This is a genomic window from Pseudohaemophilus parahaemolyticus (genome assembly GCF_938021905.1).
In the GTDB taxonomy this organism is placed as follows: Bacteria; Pseudomonadota; Gammaproteobacteria; order Enterobacterales; family Pasteurellaceae; genus Haemophilus_A; species Haemophilus_A parahaemolyticus_B.
Window position 1 is genome coordinate 1 of record NZ_CALIFA010000073.1, and the last position, 13,154, is coordinate 13,154.

The window sequence follows — 13,154 nt, forward strand, 5'->3', positions numbered from 1 at the left end:
CACGCAAGCGGATAAATTCATTAAACACACGCTGCAAATCTTTCAGCCAATCAGAACGGCTTTTCAGCTTCTCCTTCCGATCACGCATACGACGGCTTGCTTCCAAGCGGTTAGCTTTTTCAAGTTTTTTGCGTTTTTCTTCCGCTTTCCGCTTACCCATCGCCATTGCACACTTCACGGAGCAAACCTGCTGTGTGGAGCGGAATTTTGTATAGTATTCGCCACATTCTTTACATTTATGCTGTTTGGGTGGTTTATTTCTCACTTTCGTAACCTCTCAAAACATACATCATAATTCCAAGCATACCAAACACACTAGAGATAGCTAATGGAACTATGGTAAGCAAACCGACAAGCAAACCTAGCCAAACATTACTGATTACCTTACTTACCAAATCCCCAAATAAAAATAGAATGAAAGGTGTAAGCCCGACTATCGCAATGGCAAAAACCGTTAAAATATCTTTCATTATTATTTCTCCTGATTCTTGTTAATCACACTATCCAATTGCACTTCAATTGCCTTAATTGACTTATCAAACAACGCCTGAGCCTTCGGATTTGCTATAATCTCCTGCCCAGCGTAAACGCCCAACATTGCGTAATACGTCTTTTGACTTGGCGTGATTGCAGTTAAAACGGAAAAAGTTAAAATCAAGCCAACTATTTTTTTGTATTGTGCCTTTAGGTTAACCATAGCAGGATTACCGATTCTTTCCGCACTCCACGCTACCACAATAACAATCCAAATTAATAGCACACCAAGCAACCCACTAAGAGCAACTTCGAACATTAGCTTCAGCGTTACCACCACTTCACTAAACCAAACTAAAAACACTAACATCTTAAAACCCCATCAACTGACTAATTTTATTCTCCAACGCCCATTCGTCCTGATAGACATTACAGAGCGTTTCATTCCAAATCACACCAAATACGCCTTTGTAAATCTCGTTGAATTTCTCTTGCGGACAATTATCAAACGAAATCGACCACCGCTCTTTAAACGTACCACCATCAGCACTCGGCTTAATGTCGTAAAAGCCTGCTTGCTTCATTACGTGGTTTAAATATGCCTCAAGCGTTTTCATTCCCTCGTAATCAAGTTTTTCACGGCGGTGCTTGGTAATACGTTCCGCCAAACTATCCAGAAAATCCCGCAACCAGGTTCGGAGCGTGTCGGTGGGCATTATCTTACTCACCCCCTTATACACCTCATCGCAAATCCACACTTCCATTTCTGACATCACCTGAAATTTCGGTTGCCAATATTCAAAGCCCGTGTCTAGCAGAGCAAAGAACTTTTTGTGGTGCTGATAGTTGCGGTTATTACTCATCGGCATAATCTTTACTGCCCCACCAATTGGCAAGTTTTTCAACAAATTGCGGTCGTATTCCGTTTCCGCCACAATCGCCCCATTCGGGTATTTCACCGCAAGGATTTCAGTTTTGCGTTTAACTTTGCTTGCCATCTTGTCCTCAATGTAAAAATTCACAGCTAAAATAGTTCGCTTGCTTGCCATCAAATGGACAATTTGCTAAATGCCTTACCGCAAATTGCTTTCCGAAAATACCCTTTACAATTTTGGTACTTTTCTTCAAATTCGCCTTACAATCGATTGAAATTGACACCGTCAGATTAGAACCCAACCAGCTACAAACAAAAGTTTCATACTGCTTACCATTTCGGTAGGCATAAACCATAACCCCTTCTGATTTTGGGTGAATAACCACGCCCGCTTTCTGTAATAATTGCTTTACTAGCTCAATGTTGCTGTTATTACTCATAATTACCTACCTTCTTCACAAAATCCAAACTTACCGACCGTTGCACAAAATCTTCCATTGTTGGATCGAACACCACAATCATCTGTCCTTTACTGTTGCCTTTGATTTCCTTGCCCGTAACAGGGTTAATAAATGCTATGCGACCACCGACAAGATCAATCACCTCATTTGCTACACCGTGAACGCATTGCTGATACCACCACGTAGATTTGTCGTTGTTAAGTAACATCACCACTAAATGCCCTGCATCACGCAAGCGTTTTGCCTGCTGCAAAAATGGCGTAACATCGGAGTAAGGGGGATTGACGAAAATTTTCAGAATTTCTGTTGAACTTATATTGTTATGGGCGTACCAATACAACTCCTCTAAGAGTTCGTCTGCTAGAAAATCGTGGAAATTTGAATCTTCGCCAATCCATAAATCACAGAGTCTATTTTGCTCATTAGCACAGCCATCAAAATCAAAATAACTAAACCTTTTTGTTAGCCATCTGAAAAAATACTCTGGCGTTTGCCAAGTGTTTTTGTCAAATTGTTGATCGGTCATTTTGCATCCTTAGCGAAAATCACTTTTAGCAAAATTTCATTTTTGCGAAATTTCGCGTAAGCACGGCGAACACCTTTAGTTTGTCGGATATGATGTAACGCCTTATGCAATGGCTTCACTTCGCATTTGCCACGCGGGATTTTGTAAGTTATCGTTAAAATTGCACCACCTAATGCCATACGACTATCAAGGTCTAAATATTTTTTTACTGAATCAAATAGCATTTTGCTCTCCCTGTTCTCTTAATTCTCTCAATCTCGCTTCCACTAACGGATGTGCGGGAATATATTCTTTCGGCTTCTCAATCGCCTTTGCACGCTCTGGGATGTTTTCGCCCGCTTGTATGCGTTTTGCCATCTTGAGTAAAGCCTGTTCTGCTTGACTCCGCAACGTGCTTTCTTGCCACAAATAACGCCGTTCTCGACGATACAAATCGGTAATCAGCCAGTATTCCGCATCGTTTTTGAACGAGAACTTGTCGGCATCCTCAAATCCATAGGCGGCAAAGTGATTTAACCGCTTGAGCAACTGCTCCAAGGAAGGCAAGCCTAAACTTTCGTAGTTAACCGTTTTGCACCAATCATAAAACTGACCAAAACTCGGCAAATACGGGCTTTTGTCCATCTCAGCCACCGCCAAACCTTGCTCGATTTCCGTTGCCGTCAAGCGATGTTTGAGCAGCAATCGCAACCATTCACGGCGGGCGTTATCGTATTCGGCTTGCGTTTTGATATTCGCTCGCCAGCCCAAATGCGAACCCTTGAGCACGTTGAAAATTCGGTTTACTTCGCTCTCAGCTCGCTCAACAAATTCAGCGGGTAATTGTTTTTCGGCTTGTGGTTGCACCGCTAGAAGTGACATACATTCCCTCTGCCATCGTCAAACGTTAATCCTGACGACCAACCTGCTGTATCGTGAATTTCACTCGATTGAGCACGACAAGCGGTCGAATTTTGCAGATTATTTGCAAAACTCTGTCGCCACCCCAATGCCTGAGCTGTTGATTGCCACGCATAGTCCGCTTGGAACGATTTCCACGTTCCTTTCGCTAAAACAATCTCTACCGCCAGCGTAATTGGAATTTTCGCTAAGTTCGCTTGTGTCTGGAGCATTTTCATTGCTCGCTCGGTAATTGGGGCTTTCATCGCCTTTCGGTGTTTTGCAAAATCGACAGCCAAATCGCCCTCAATTCCGTATTGCTTGAGTAAATTTAAAACATCAGATTTTTTCGAGTGTGTGGTCGCTGGCGTTTTCGCCTGCGACACAACACATTTATCTATTGTTGTATTCTCTTGGGTATTCTTTTGGTTATTGGTGAGGGCAATTTGCCCTCCTCTGAGCGGTGCAATTTGCCCTGTTGTGTCGTGGCATTTTGCCCTGCTCGATGTGGTATTTTGCACGCTCGGCGGTGCAATTTTCCCTGTTGTATCAAGGGCATTTAAAGCCCCATAATTGATGGTGTACCACTTCGTTCTATCAAGCTTAAATTGATTGAGCTTGTCAGAAGAAATAACCAGGTTCATTTTCTCCAAATTGCGGAATATTCGCTTAACGGTGTCCAGCGACCAGAATGGAAAATGCTCCTGCTGCCAAACCTCATATTTGTCAAACACCCAGTAAAGTCCGTTTGCTTGGTTTTTTGAATATCGCAAACGCCAATGGAGTTGTTGTAATACCATTGCTTCATTTAAGCCGATGGCACAGGCTAATGACGGCAGCACTTGTATTGGTTGCTCATCAACCAATAATTTTGAACTAGACACGATTACCTCCTAGATTTGCCTCTTGTGGGGAGGTTGGGAATGATTTATAATGATTTTGAACTTTCATAGATTATCTCCTATGGTTGTTTAACACATCGCCCACACTGTTTGCCCAGTGTGGGCATTCTTTTATCTATCGTTGATATGTTGCAGACCTATTTCAGCTAACACGATCAACGCCTGTTGTCGTTTGCTTTCGGCATCTTTCTCTCTCACTACCAAACCTAACTCATCAAGAAATGCACAGAATTTATCCAAATGCTCCGATTTAAATCGGCAGAGTGTACTTGGTGGAATATCAATGGCATCCGCCACAGATTTATCGGTGCGCTCTGCCGATTTACTTCTGATCAAATCTGCAATTTGCATTGCACCTCTGGTTAATTCATTGCGTGCCATTGCGTTTTCCTTTTTGCATACTTAGCTCTAAGCAGGATTGGCAGATCTCTTCCACCGAGATAGCTCCATTGGTTGCTTGACTTAGTGGAATTACATCTTCAGCTCGAATGCTCCCGCCATTTAGCCAGTTAGAGATGGTCATTTGAGATACGCCAACTAACCTTGCTAGTGAGGTTTGGTTTCCGCATTTTTGAATTGCTTTTTTTACTGCTTTATTCATAAAAAATCATGGTTATTAATAATACATTCATATTAAAACAAAACATTTCTTTTTAAAAGATTTCTTTTTTGAAAGATTAAAAGAATGTTTTTAAAATTGAAACAAATTTGATAAGGGGAATATATGAGCTCAATTGGTAAGAGAGTACACATTACGATGATTGAGAAAGGAATTAGTCAAGAACAATTGGCTAATGAGATCGGTATAACGCAAATGGCAATTAGCAATTTAATAAATGATAAGGTGCAAAAACCAAGAAATTTATTAGATATAGCGAATGCTCTCGGAGTAGATCCTAATTGGTTACAAAATGGAACTGGGAGTTCAGTAACATTCGGAGAACGAGCGACTCTTAATAGTTCGCCAATTACTGCTACCACTAATCATTATTATGGACGCTCCGAAGATAGCGTTAGTAACAAACGGGAGGTGGATTCTAGCCAAAATGTGACTGTGGTTCGCAACCTTGTTCTTCCAAAAGAAGTGATTAATAACGATATTTCTCATTTATTTAATGAACTTAGTTTTTCAGCAGAGGGGTTGATGGTTTTAGTAAAACGCTTCGAAACAAGTGATATTGCAATGCTAACAATGTTTAACGATTCGATGTCGCCGACTATTGAAAAAGGCGAAGTGGTGTTAGTGAATACCGCTTGCCAAAAATATGCGGGCGAAGGTATCTATGTCTTTGTAATGAATAATGAGCTTTATGTTCGCCGCTTACGCCAAACGCCCGATGGTATATTGCAAGCCAACGCCAGTAACGAAATTGCAGGCACCAGTTTTGAAATTACACATAATAATTTGGTGCGAGTGCAAATTTTAGGTAAATGCCAGCGTGTTTTAACCCTTAATAGTCGAGATATTTAATTCTCAGGAGGAATTATGAGTGAATTTGCTAACAAAATTTTTGCCCATGCGCAGCATGTGCAACGTATGGGAGTGCATTGCACAACAGAAGAAACCACCAAGCAAGCATTGATTTTGCCGCTATTAGATATCTTAGGGTTTAATCCCTATGACCCTACGAAAGTAAAAGCAGAATATTCTGCTGATTTTGCAGGGGCGAAAAATGGAGAGCGAGTAGATTACGCTTTGTTTTGCCAAGATTTGCCTGTCATGCTTATTGAGGCAAAAGCCTATAATGAGAACCTAAGCAATCATGCTCCACAGCTTGCTCGCTATTTTAATGCTACACCAGAAGTTGAATTTGCTATCATTACCAATGGTCGGGAGTGGCGGTTCTTTACCGACTTGAAAAATAAGAATCTGATGGACGATAAGCCATTCCTACGCATTAACTTTGAAGAGCAAGATCAAAGTAAGATTGATAGCCTTGCTCGTTTTTGCCACGACAACTTCCAAGCTGACGCATTGAGAACATTAGCCGAAGAAAGTCTCTATTTATCGCAATTTACCAAAACCATTACTCAAGCCCTTCAAGAAGTACCTACCGAATTTGTACGCTATGTAGCAGCAAATTCCAATGTTGGACGACAATTAAGTCAGCGGTTTTTAGATAGTATTTCCCCCATTGTAAAACAAGCAATTGAACGAGCAATGTCCACGCTTGTTGTCTCTGGCTTAGCAACGCCATCAGATATGTCTGTACCAGCTACGATTGAGGAAGCCTCGCTTCAAGAAACACCTAATAATGGCGATATTATCGATCCTAATAATGCAAAAATTATTACAACCAAACAAGAACAGACCTTATTTGATTACGTTTGTCAAATCGTTGATGATCCTAATAAAATTAGCTATAAAGACAATGAAACCTATTTTTCAATTCTTTATCAAGGAAAAAGTAACCGCTGGCTATGCCGCCAATATGCAGAAAAATCAGGCTTCTCGCTCGTTGTTCCACTTGAGCTTACAGATAGCCACAAACAGGAGATTTTACGTGCTGGCTTAGAGCTAAAAGAATTAACCAATCGCACAATAATTACGATCAAGCATTCGGAAGACATATTCCGAATTAGTGGCATTATGCGTGATTGTTTTGCCTATTGCCAAGATGATGAAAATTTCAGAATGAAAAAATAGCCATTTATTCCTTTCTCTTGGCCCGCTTAATGCGGGCTTTTTTCTCCCCTCATAAATTAAATATTTAAAAATAAAACTTTTCTTTTTAAAAGATTTCTTTTAATATACTCCCATACCCACCTGAGCAGGCGAAAGCCGAAAGGGAAACCAAGCAGAGACGGTAGGGCGTTTTATGAGGAGCAATCAATGAATACTTTAAAAAAACTCGCCCCCTTCGTAATAGTTATCTTAATTCTTGGCATTGTTGGCAAAATGGACTTTGATGATCACGTTCAGATGGAACGCTATAAATGCGAACGTGTGAACGGCTCGTGGATTGTTGAATACAATGGCAACACCCAGTACTGCAAATAAGGAGTAGGTATGAGAAAACATATTCTTCCAGCACATTATTTTGAAAGCGATGTGGATTATTACGTCCAGTTTGAGGATGGCGATTACCGTGAAGTACTTGGTGATAATTATCCCGATGAGCAAGATTTAGATTTTGAAGATCGTGATTGCGACTATTGGATGTCTAATTGTTATGAAAGAGGTTAAAAATGCTAGAACTTAGCTTATCTACCGAAAGCCGTGTGCTTTCCACCAACATTCTTGATTTTAAAAAGCAGGCAGAGCAATTTTTGGCAAACCTGACGCAGAATTTTGAAACCGATGATGATTTTGTCGCAGCCAAAGAAGAGGTCAAAACACTCAAAGAAGCCGAAGAGAAAATTCGAGCCGCAATTAAAACCGCTGTCAGCGGTGAAGTAGTGGATCTAATTGAAACAGCTGAACAGATTGCAGAACGTTTTCGTGAAGAGCGGTTAAGCCGTGAAAAATTGGTTAAAACCAAAGAGGCAGAAATTAAAGCTGAGGTTGTAAAAGCAGGCTTTGAAGCCATCAGTAAAGTGCGTTACAGCTACGAGAGCGATATTTCTCTGGCAATCGAAAAGACTTATCCGAAAGCCAAACTGCAGGAACGATTACAAGAAGCTACCAAACGCCGTAGCACGCTGGCAACTTTGACTAAAGCAGTAAATGCGGAAGTGAACACGATTCTAGCAGAGCTGGCAACAGAAAGTGCCCGTTTGATGGAACGCAAAAAATGCCTGCCGAAAGAATATGATTATTTATTCAAAGATTGGCTACAGCTTATTGCAGGCTCGGAAGAGTTAGAACCTATCGTGCAAGCCCGCATTAAAGACGAGCAGCAACGTCAAGCTCAAGCAAGCAACGTGCAGGCAGAAGCGAAAGCGATTGCCAATGAACTGGATCAACAAGCGGTCGAAAAACCGCAAGAAATTGCAAACGAAGCCACAGAAAACGTAGCTCTGTCGGACTTTGTGATCACGATTCGCCTAAGTCAAGTAAGCCAACAACAAGCGGTCGATCTTGCCCGCAAATTGAAAGCGGAAATTGATGGTGTTGTTTCATTAAATAAAGCGAAATAGGAGTAAATATATGGCAACCGCACTACAAACTTTAACCTCAAAATTAGCTGACCGCTTTGATATGGGCGACGGCATAGGATTATCCGAAACATTAAAAGGTACGGCATTTGCAGGTGCCAATGTTAATGATACTCAGATGGTAGCGTTGCTGGTTATTGCTAATCAATACCAGCTTAATCCTTGGACAAAAGAGATTTACGCATTCCCTGGTGGAAATGGTGGTATTACGCCGATTGTAGGGGTAGATGGTTGGATTCGCATTATTAACCGTGAACCACAATACGACGGAATGGAGTTTAGTTTCTCTGATGATTACTCCGCTTGCACTTGCACCATTTACCGTAAAGACCGTAGCAAACCGATTGTAGTAACGGAATTTTTGCAAGAATGTTTAAAACAAAATAGCCCAGCGTGGAAGTCACACCCAAAACGAATGTTGCGACACAAAGCAATGATTCAATGTGCTCGTTTAGCATTTGGATTCACGGGAATTTATGACCAAGATGAAGCGGAACGCATTGCGGAAAATGACAGAGTGTCACCTAACATTATACCAAAACCCACTGTGATTGAAGGTAAAGCCGTTGAGTTGATTACCGCTGAACAGCTTGAGCAGATGAAAGGCTTAATTGATGAAACTCAATCCAACGTGCAGAAACTACTAGCTTTTGCTGGCAATGCACCAAGCCTTGAGCAAATCACGAAAGACAATGCGGAAAGCGTCATTAAAAAATTGATGAAAAAACGCAGTGAGCAGCAATCACAAGATGAGCATTTAGGTGAGGATATTCCACTATGATTGATGACTTAATGACCCTTGATTGCGAACAAGGCACAGAAGAATGGCTTACCGCACGGCTTGGTATTCCGACCGCAACAGGGATTAAAAATATTGTGACGCCAAGCGGACAGAAATCAACAGGCTGGACGAGTTACCTTGCTGAACTGGTTGCGGAAAGTATTGAAGGTAGAAGCGAAAGCATTAAAACCCTGGATATGCAACGTGGCAACGAATTAGAACCGCTTGCTCGTATGGCATATGAATTTGAAACGGGCAATGAGGTGGTTCAGGTCGGCGGTGTTTATCTGAATGCGGACAAAGAGTTAATGATAAGCCCCGATGGGCTTATCCCCGCCCTCAAAAAAGGGCTTGAAATCAAATGCCCCAAAATGAAAACGCACATTAAATACGTGCTCGAAGGTGGCGTGCCAAGTGAATACATTATTCAAGTGCAGATCGCACTTTGGGTAACAGGTTATGAAAGCTGGGATTTTGTTAGCTACTGCCCTGAATATCTCAAACAGCCACTTTACCTTTACACAGCAACCAGAGATCCAGTGTTAATGACGGCGTTTGATAAGCATATTCCCGATTTTATCCGCTCGCTTAAAGCCTATAAGGAGAATTAAAAATGACACAGAAAAAATACGAATTACTCAAAAACGATACCGTTACCGCACCAAACGGAAAAACACTCTACCGCATTAAATCCCTTATTAATTTTGGTGTAGTTGTAGCTGGCTCTCTCGGTGGCTATATCGAAAAAGAAGATAATCTAGCTCATAGTGGCAATGCTTGGGTGTCTGACAATGCTTGGGTGTCTGGCAATGCTCGGGTGTATGGTGATGCTCGGGTGTATGGCAATGCTTGGGTGTCTGACAATGCTTGGGTGTCTGGCAATGCTCGGGTGTTTGGTGATGACGATCTCGTTTTGTTTTCAAAAGTGGGAACAGAGCAAGGCACGCTTACGGTTTATAAATCCAAAGATGGCTCATTACTTGCCACTCGTGGTTGTTTTAGTGGAACAGTCGATGAGTTTTTAGCGAAATCTGCCGAAGTTCACAATGAACGAATCCAGCGAGAATACCAGTTACTCATTGAAGTCGCAAAATCTCGCCTTCTTGGAGAAAGCTATGTACCTACCTTTTAACCCCTTTTGCCTGCGTAAAGCACTTCACGACTACATCAGTAAATACGCCAAGCAGGCACGTGTGATCGTGCATATCAAAGGCAACCTTGCCAAATTACACCACGAAAATGACCGCTTGTTACGAGAAAATCATCAGCTTAAGCGAATGATAAAAGAGAAAGACGAGCAGATTACCCAAATGCACACTACACTCAAAAACAACATAGATCTTGCCCGCACGATTGAATTTAACAGTCTACCGCGGAAAATGAAAAGAGAAATTTTGAAAGGAAAAACAAGATGAGAAAGATTATCCAAGTTTCAAACTCAATATCCTTAGACGAAGGACGAAATATGTTTTATGGTGAAACCATCGCTCTTTGTAATGACGGCACATTGTGGATTATCAATAGCTTTGAAGATGGGTGGATTAAATTCCCTGATATTCCACAAGATAAGGAGAATGCAGATGAGTAACTGGATTAAATGTTCGGAGATATTGCCTAAAGAATTTGAGTCTGTACTTGTTTACGGTATAGAAGAATATAATGATCCAAAATCTCGATTTATTGCTTGGCGAGTAGGTAATCACAAAAGTAAGCAATTTTATAGCAATAATGGCGAGTGTGGAAAAGTTACCCACTGGCAACCACTCCCAGAACTATCAAAGGAAAAATAAAAATGCAATTTATCAAACAAATAGAAAAATTGGCAAAAGAACGTAATCTAATTAAAGACTCATCACCACAGGAACAAATGCTTAAGCTGATGGAAAAATTTGGCGAGCTTTGCGGTGGCGTTGCTGAAAATAAACCTGATGTAATTAAAGACAGCATCGGGGATTGTTTTGTAGTTACGGTTATTTTATGCAAGCAATTAAATTTAAAAGCAGAACTCTACAACTCGGTTGTGATTAGTGAATTTAAAGAAGGAAAATATAACGACAGTTCAGTCACAGAACAGTTACTCGAAGCAGTGCGTAATTTAGGCGGAATCGCAATACCAATAAATCAAGGTTGGAGTATTACTAAAGAATGGATCGAACTGTTCTGTATCAACTTAATGCTTATTTCACTGTTTGAAGGATTGAGTTTCAAGGACTGCGTGCAACACGCCTACGACCAAATCAAAGATCGAAAAGGCAAAATGATTGATGGTGTGTTCGTGAAAGAGGAAGATTTTTAATGCCCAAATACCGACTCACTCTTACCGAAAAACAAGCTCAAATCGTGCAAGACGCATGCGAGCTTTATGAACGCCTTCACGCTGGGCAATGGTTCGCCTTAGAGCCTTATTTAAAGCTCAAGCCCGACCACTATTTTTGGCAAGTTGAAAATTGCTTCCACTATTTTATCGAGCCTTATTTAGAGCTCGACAAAATGAACTTTGAACGCAACGCGGGCGATATTTACCACGTTATCCGCCACCGCTTGTCGTGGGATAAATACCCCGAAGGAGGCAAAACCGTAAATTTCCACGAGCCAATGAAATTCGGCGAAGAACCTTTGCCTGAAATTAAGCGGATTGAAGATTAACCCACGCCCTGACTTTTCAGGGCGTTACAAGGAAATAATATGAAATACTTACGAACAAAAGAAGTTGCACAACAGATGAGCATTGGAGTGTCCACACTATTTGATTGGACCAATCCCAAATCTTCACGGTTTAAAGCAGATTTCCCAAAGCCAATCAAAGTTGGACGCAGTACCTTCTATGTACAGAGCGAAATCAGCGATTATATGCAACAACGCCAACCGCAAGCAGAAACATAGTCTGCCCACATTTGCATCACAGGAATGCGCTCCTCAAAATAATCCGAGCGATTGTAGGTGCGTTCCAATCTATCCTTAATTTTATGACTTAGCACCGCTTCGGCGGTGTTTCGTTCTACATTCTGTTTTGCTAAGTAAGTTCTTACGATTGAGCGTAAACCGTGAGCGGTAAGAATATCTTTATAGCCATTTCGATTTAACACACGATTGACCGTTTCGCTGCTCATTGGATTTTTAGGGTTAGCGTAACTGTTAAAAATAAATGTTCGACCACCAATTTCCCTCATATTTTGTAAAATTTCCAAAGCCTGTCTAGAAAGTGGCACGCTATGTGGCATTTTCTTATTCATTCGCCCTTTCATTTTCTCTGCAGGAATATGCCAGGTCGCATTTTCCCAATCAATCTCACACCATTCAACACTGACCGCTTCTGCAGGTCTCACGCCAGTTAACAAACTCCAACCTAATAAATAATACGTTTTCGCTTGAATTTTACCTTCCTCTAACCATTGTTTCATATCCGCTACAAGACGAGGTAGTTCCTCTGGTGGAATAGTGGGATTGTTCTGAGCTTCTTCGATATGAAATGATTTTCTTGCTTTATGGCAGTTATGAATTTCGATCAAGCCTGAATTCTCGGCATAATCCATAATACTTACCACTGTGCGCAAGGTTTTCTCAATAACTGAGGAATGTCCGCGTTTCGCAACAGGTTGCAATACCTCCACGAGCAATCTAGAATTGATAGAAGATAACGGAGCATCTGCTAATTTAGGAAAAATATGGTTTTCTAGCCGCCGCCAATCTTCAAACATCGTGTTATCTTCTACCTGTTTGGCTTTAAAATTATCTCGCCAACGTTCCGCTACCTTGCCAAAGGTATTTAATTCTTCACTGAGTTTTTCTAGCTCAAGGCGTTTTAAATGCTCACGCGGATCGATATTCTGAGCCAATAACGCCTTAAATTCATCACGTTTAGCACGAGCCTCAACCAGCGATACTGCTGGATAAGTTCCAATACGAATATCTGTACGTTTACCTGAAAAAGGTTTACGATAGTCAAATCGCCAACGCTTAGAAGCAGGCGAAATTTCCAAGATTAAGCCACCGCCATCACGAAGCGGGCTATCTTCTGGGCGAGCGTTTTTCACTTCTGTTGCAGTTAAAGGTTTAATTATTTTTGCCATCTCCAAGCACCTCCAAAACACCTGCTATAAATTTTAGATTTCTTTAAATCTCTTTAGAGTTCTTTAGAGCGTGATTTTATCAAGAAACG

Annotated in this window: 26 protein-coding genes; 14 read left to right on the forward strand and 12 right to left on the reverse strand. The window is 41.2% G+C overall.

What is annotated here, in order from left to right; translation table 11 throughout:
- From QMF79_RS07995 to QMF79_RS08045, 11 genes are all read right to left on the reverse strand, one after another.
- Positions 1-265 (reverse strand): recombination protein NinG (locus QMF79_RS07995; RefSeq protein ID WP_281773422.1); only part of this gene is annotated, 265 nt, incomplete at its 3' end.
- Positions 255-470: a hypothetical protein gene (locus tag QMF79_RS08000; RefSeq protein ID WP_281773423.1), complete on the reverse strand. Its 216-nt coding sequence runs from the start codon at positions 468-470 to the stop codon at positions 255-257. The genes QMF79_RS07995 and QMF79_RS08000, both read right to left, overlap by 11 nt.
- A gap of 2 nt (positions 471-472) precedes the next feature.
- Complete coding sequence (locus tag QMF79_RS08005; RefSeq protein WP_281773424.1) at positions 473-844, reverse strand: hypothetical protein; 372 nt, start codon at positions 842-844, stop codon at positions 473-475.
- Between the two features lies 1 nt (position 845).
- Entirely contained in the window at positions 846-1,472 is a 627-nt protein-coding gene (locus QMF79_RS08010; protein WP_281773425.1) for a DUF1367 family protein, read from the reverse strand.
- Between the two features lie 7 nt (positions 1,473-1,479).
- Positions 1,480-1,788, reverse strand: coding sequence for a hypothetical protein (locus QMF79_RS08015; protein ID WP_281773426.1), 309 nt, complete (start codon positions 1,786-1,788; stop codon positions 1,480-1,482).
- Positions 1,781-2,335, reverse strand: coding sequence for a DNA N-6-adenine-methyltransferase (locus QMF79_RS08020; RefSeq protein WP_281773427.1), 555 nt, complete (start codon positions 2,333-2,335; stop codon positions 1,781-1,783). Before QMF79_RS08020 ends, QMF79_RS08015 begins: the two co-directional genes overlap by 8 nt.
- Positions 2,332-2,559: a hypothetical protein gene (locus tag QMF79_RS08025; RefSeq protein WP_281773428.1), complete on the reverse strand. Its 228-nt coding sequence runs from the start codon at positions 2,557-2,559 to the stop codon at positions 2,332-2,334. Before QMF79_RS08025 ends, QMF79_RS08020 begins: the two co-directional genes overlap by 4 nt.
- Positions 2,549-3,196 (reverse strand): replication protein P, encoded by a 648-nt coding sequence (locus QMF79_RS08030; protein WP_281773429.1) that lies wholly within the window; start codon positions 3,194-3,196, stop codon positions 2,549-2,551. The genes QMF79_RS08025 and QMF79_RS08030 overlap by 11 nt, the downstream gene beginning before the upstream one ends.
- Positions 3,184-4,098: a hypothetical protein gene (locus QMF79_RS08035; protein ID WP_281773430.1), complete on the reverse strand. Its 915-nt coding sequence runs from the start codon at positions 4,096-4,098 to the stop codon at positions 3,184-3,186. Before QMF79_RS08035 ends, QMF79_RS08030 begins: the two co-directional genes overlap by 13 nt.
- 129 nt (positions 4,099-4,227) lie before the next feature.
- Positions 4,228-4,497: a hypothetical protein gene (locus QMF79_RS08040; protein ID WP_281773431.1), complete on the reverse strand. Its 270-nt coding sequence runs from the start codon at positions 4,495-4,497 to the stop codon at positions 4,228-4,230.
- Positions 4,484-4,717 carry a transcriptional regulator gene (locus QMF79_RS08045; RefSeq protein WP_281773432.1) on the reverse strand — a complete coding sequence of 78 codons (234 nt, stop codon included), beginning with the start codon at positions 4,715-4,717 and terminating at the stop codon, positions 4,484-4,486. The genes QMF79_RS08040 and QMF79_RS08045 overlap by 14 nt, the downstream gene beginning before the upstream one ends.
- Positions 4,718-4,840: 123 nt before the next feature.
- On the opposite strand from QMF79_RS08045, the gene QMF79_RS08050 reads away from it, so the two are divergent.
- The 14 genes from QMF79_RS08050 (at position 4,841) to QMF79_RS08115 (ending at position 11,878) form a co-directional block, all read left to right on the forward strand.
- On the forward strand, positions 4,841-5,587 hold the full coding sequence (locus tag QMF79_RS08050) for an XRE family transcriptional regulator (protein WP_281773433.1): 747 nt from the start codon (positions 4,841-4,843) through the stop codon (positions 5,585-5,587).
- 15 nt (positions 5,588-5,602) lie between these two features.
- The gene (locus QMF79_RS08055) at positions 5,603-6,763 is read left to right on the forward strand and encodes a type I restriction endonuclease (protein WP_281773434.1); all 1,161 of its coding nucleotides are present in this window, start codon (positions 5,603-5,605) and stop codon (positions 6,761-6,763) included.
- 186 nt (positions 6,764-6,949) lie between these two features.
- Positions 6,950-7,117, forward strand: coding sequence for a hypothetical protein (locus QMF79_RS08060; protein WP_281773435.1), 168 nt, complete (start codon positions 6,950-6,952; stop codon positions 7,115-7,117).
- 9 nt (positions 7,118-7,126) lie between these two features.
- Complete coding sequence (locus QMF79_RS08065; RefSeq protein ID WP_281773436.1) at positions 7,127-7,303, forward strand: hypothetical protein; 177 nt, start codon at positions 7,127-7,129, stop codon at positions 7,301-7,303.
- A gap of 2 nt (positions 7,304-7,305) precedes the next feature.
- Positions 7,306-8,196, forward strand: a complete 891-nt coding sequence (locus QMF79_RS08070) for a hypothetical protein (RefSeq protein ID WP_281773437.1) — start codon at positions 7,306-7,308, stop codon at positions 8,194-8,196.
- 10 nt (positions 8,197-8,206) lie between these two features.
- Positions 8,207-8,995: a phage recombination protein Bet gene (bet, locus tag QMF79_RS08075; RefSeq protein WP_281773438.1), complete on the forward strand. Its 789-nt coding sequence runs from the start codon at positions 8,207-8,209 to the stop codon at positions 8,993-8,995.
- A complete protein-coding gene (locus tag QMF79_RS08080; protein WP_281773439.1) occupies positions 8,992-9,606 on the forward strand; it encodes a YqaJ viral recombinase family protein in 615 nt (204 codons plus the stop codon). The genes bet and QMF79_RS08080 overlap by 4 nt, the downstream gene beginning before the upstream one ends.
- A 2-nt stretch (positions 9,607-9,608) precedes the next feature.
- Positions 9,609-10,127 (forward strand): hypothetical protein, encoded by a 519-nt coding sequence (locus tag QMF79_RS08085; RefSeq protein ID WP_281773440.1) that lies wholly within the window; start codon positions 9,609-9,611, stop codon positions 10,125-10,127.
- A complete protein-coding gene (locus QMF79_RS08090) occupies positions 10,111-10,410 on the forward strand; it encodes a hypothetical protein (RefSeq protein WP_281773441.1) in 300 nt (99 codons plus the stop codon). Before QMF79_RS08085 ends, QMF79_RS08090 begins: the two co-directional genes overlap by 17 nt.
- Positions 10,407-10,583, forward strand: coding sequence for a hypothetical protein (locus QMF79_RS08095; protein ID WP_281773442.1), 177 nt, complete (start codon positions 10,407-10,409; stop codon positions 10,581-10,583). The genes QMF79_RS08090 and QMF79_RS08095 overlap by 4 nt, the downstream gene beginning before the upstream one ends.
- Positions 10,576-10,785, forward strand: coding sequence for a DUF551 domain-containing protein (locus tag QMF79_RS08100; RefSeq protein WP_281773443.1), 210 nt, complete (start codon positions 10,576-10,578; stop codon positions 10,783-10,785). Before QMF79_RS08095 ends, QMF79_RS08100 begins: the two co-directional genes overlap by 8 nt.
- A 2-nt stretch (positions 10,786-10,787) precedes the next feature.
- A complete protein-coding gene (locus QMF79_RS08105; protein ID WP_281773444.1) occupies positions 10,788-11,291 on the forward strand; it encodes a MazG-like family protein in 504 nt (167 codons plus the stop codon).
- Complete coding sequence (locus QMF79_RS08110; RefSeq protein ID WP_281773445.1) at positions 11,291-11,641, forward strand: hypothetical protein; 351 nt, start codon at positions 11,291-11,293, stop codon at positions 11,639-11,641. Before QMF79_RS08105 ends, QMF79_RS08110 begins: the two co-directional genes overlap by 1 nt.
- A gap of 39 nt (positions 11,642-11,680) precedes the next feature.
- Positions 11,681-11,878: a helix-turn-helix transcriptional regulator gene (locus QMF79_RS08115; RefSeq protein WP_281773446.1), complete on the forward strand. Its 198-nt coding sequence runs from the start codon at positions 11,681-11,683 to the stop codon at positions 11,876-11,878.
- On the opposite strand, the gene QMF79_RS08120 is transcribed toward QMF79_RS08115, so the two are convergent.
- Positions 11,842-13,065, reverse strand: coding sequence for a tyrosine-type recombinase/integrase (locus tag QMF79_RS08120; protein ID WP_281773447.1), 1,224 nt, complete (start codon positions 13,063-13,065; stop codon positions 11,842-11,844). The genes QMF79_RS08115 and QMF79_RS08120 overlap by 37 nt on opposite strands.
- Positions 13,066-13,154 lie beyond the last annotated feature (89 nt).

Coding starts and splice junctions, on each gene's coding strand:
- QMF79_RS08000 (WP_281773423.1), bottom strand. CDS start 470: ATGAAAGATATTTTAACGGTTTTTGCCATTGCGATAGTCGGGCTTACA.
- QMF79_RS08005 (WP_281773424.1), bottom strand. CDS start 844: ATGTTAGTGTTTTTAGTTTGGTTTAGTGAAGTGGTGGTAACGCTGAAG.
- QMF79_RS08010 (WP_281773425.1), bottom strand. CDS start 1,472: ATGGCAAGCAAAGTTAAACGCAAAACTGAAATCCTTGCGGTGAAATAC.
- QMF79_RS08015 (WP_281773426.1), bottom strand. CDS start 1,788: ATGAGTAATAACAGCAACATTGAGCTAGTAAAGCAATTATTACAGAAA.
- QMF79_RS08020 (WP_281773427.1), bottom strand. CDS start 2,335: ATGACCGATCAACAATTTGACAAAAACACTTGGCAAACGCCAGAGTAT.
- QMF79_RS08025 (WP_281773428.1), bottom strand. CDS start 2,559: ATGCTATTTGATTCAGTAAAAAAATATTTAGACCTTGATAGTCGTATG.
- QMF79_RS08030 (WP_281773429.1), bottom strand. CDS start 3,196: ATGTCACTTCTAGCGGTGCAACCACAAGCCGAAAAACAATTACCCGCT.
- QMF79_RS08040 (WP_281773431.1), bottom strand. CDS start 4,497: ATGGCACGCAATGAATTAACCAGAGGTGCAATGCAAATTGCAGATTTG.
- QMF79_RS08045 (WP_281773432.1), bottom strand. CDS start 4,717: ATGAATAAAGCAGTAAAAAAAGCAATTCAAAAATGCGGAAACCAAACC.
- QMF79_RS08050 (WP_281773433.1), top strand. CDS start 4,841: ATGAGCTCAATTGGTAAGAGAGTACACATTACGATGATTGAGAAAGGA.
- QMF79_RS08055 (WP_281773434.1), top strand. CDS start 5,603: ATGAGTGAATTTGCTAACAAAATTTTTGCCCATGCGCAGCATGTGCAA.
- QMF79_RS08060 (WP_281773435.1), top strand. CDS start 6,950: ATGAATACTTTAAAAAAACTCGCCCCCTTCGTAATAGTTATCTTAATT.
- QMF79_RS08065 (WP_281773436.1), top strand. CDS start 7,127: ATGAGAAAACATATTCTTCCAGCACATTATTTTGAAAGCGATGTGGAT.
- QMF79_RS08070 (WP_281773437.1), top strand. CDS start 7,306: ATGCTAGAACTTAGCTTATCTACCGAAAGCCGTGTGCTTTCCACCAAC.
- bet (WP_281773438.1), top strand. CDS start 8,207: ATGGCAACCGCACTACAAACTTTAACCTCAAAATTAGCTGACCGCTTT.
- QMF79_RS08080 (WP_281773439.1), top strand. CDS start 8,992: ATGATTGATGACTTAATGACCCTTGATTGCGAACAAGGCACAGAAGAA.
- QMF79_RS08085 (WP_281773440.1), top strand. CDS start 9,609: ATGACACAGAAAAAATACGAATTACTCAAAAACGATACCGTTACCGCA.
- QMF79_RS08090 (WP_281773441.1), top strand. CDS start 10,111: ATGTACCTACCTTTTAACCCCTTTTGCCTGCGTAAAGCACTTCACGAC.
- QMF79_RS08095 (WP_281773442.1), top strand. CDS start 10,407: ATGAGAAAGATTATCCAAGTTTCAAACTCAATATCCTTAGACGAAGGA.
- QMF79_RS08100 (WP_281773443.1), top strand. CDS start 10,576: ATGAGTAACTGGATTAAATGTTCGGAGATATTGCCTAAAGAATTTGAG.
- QMF79_RS08105 (WP_281773444.1), top strand. CDS start 10,788: ATGCAATTTATCAAACAAATAGAAAAATTGGCAAAAGAACGTAATCTA.
- QMF79_RS08110 (WP_281773445.1), top strand. CDS start 11,291: ATGCCCAAATACCGACTCACTCTTACCGAAAAACAAGCTCAAATCGTG.
- QMF79_RS08115 (WP_281773446.1), top strand. CDS start 11,681: ATGAAATACTTACGAACAAAAGAAGTTGCACAACAGATGAGCATTGGA.
- QMF79_RS08120 (WP_281773447.1), bottom strand. CDS start 13,065: ATGGCAAAAATAATTAAACCTTTAACTGCAACAGAAGTGAAAAACGCT.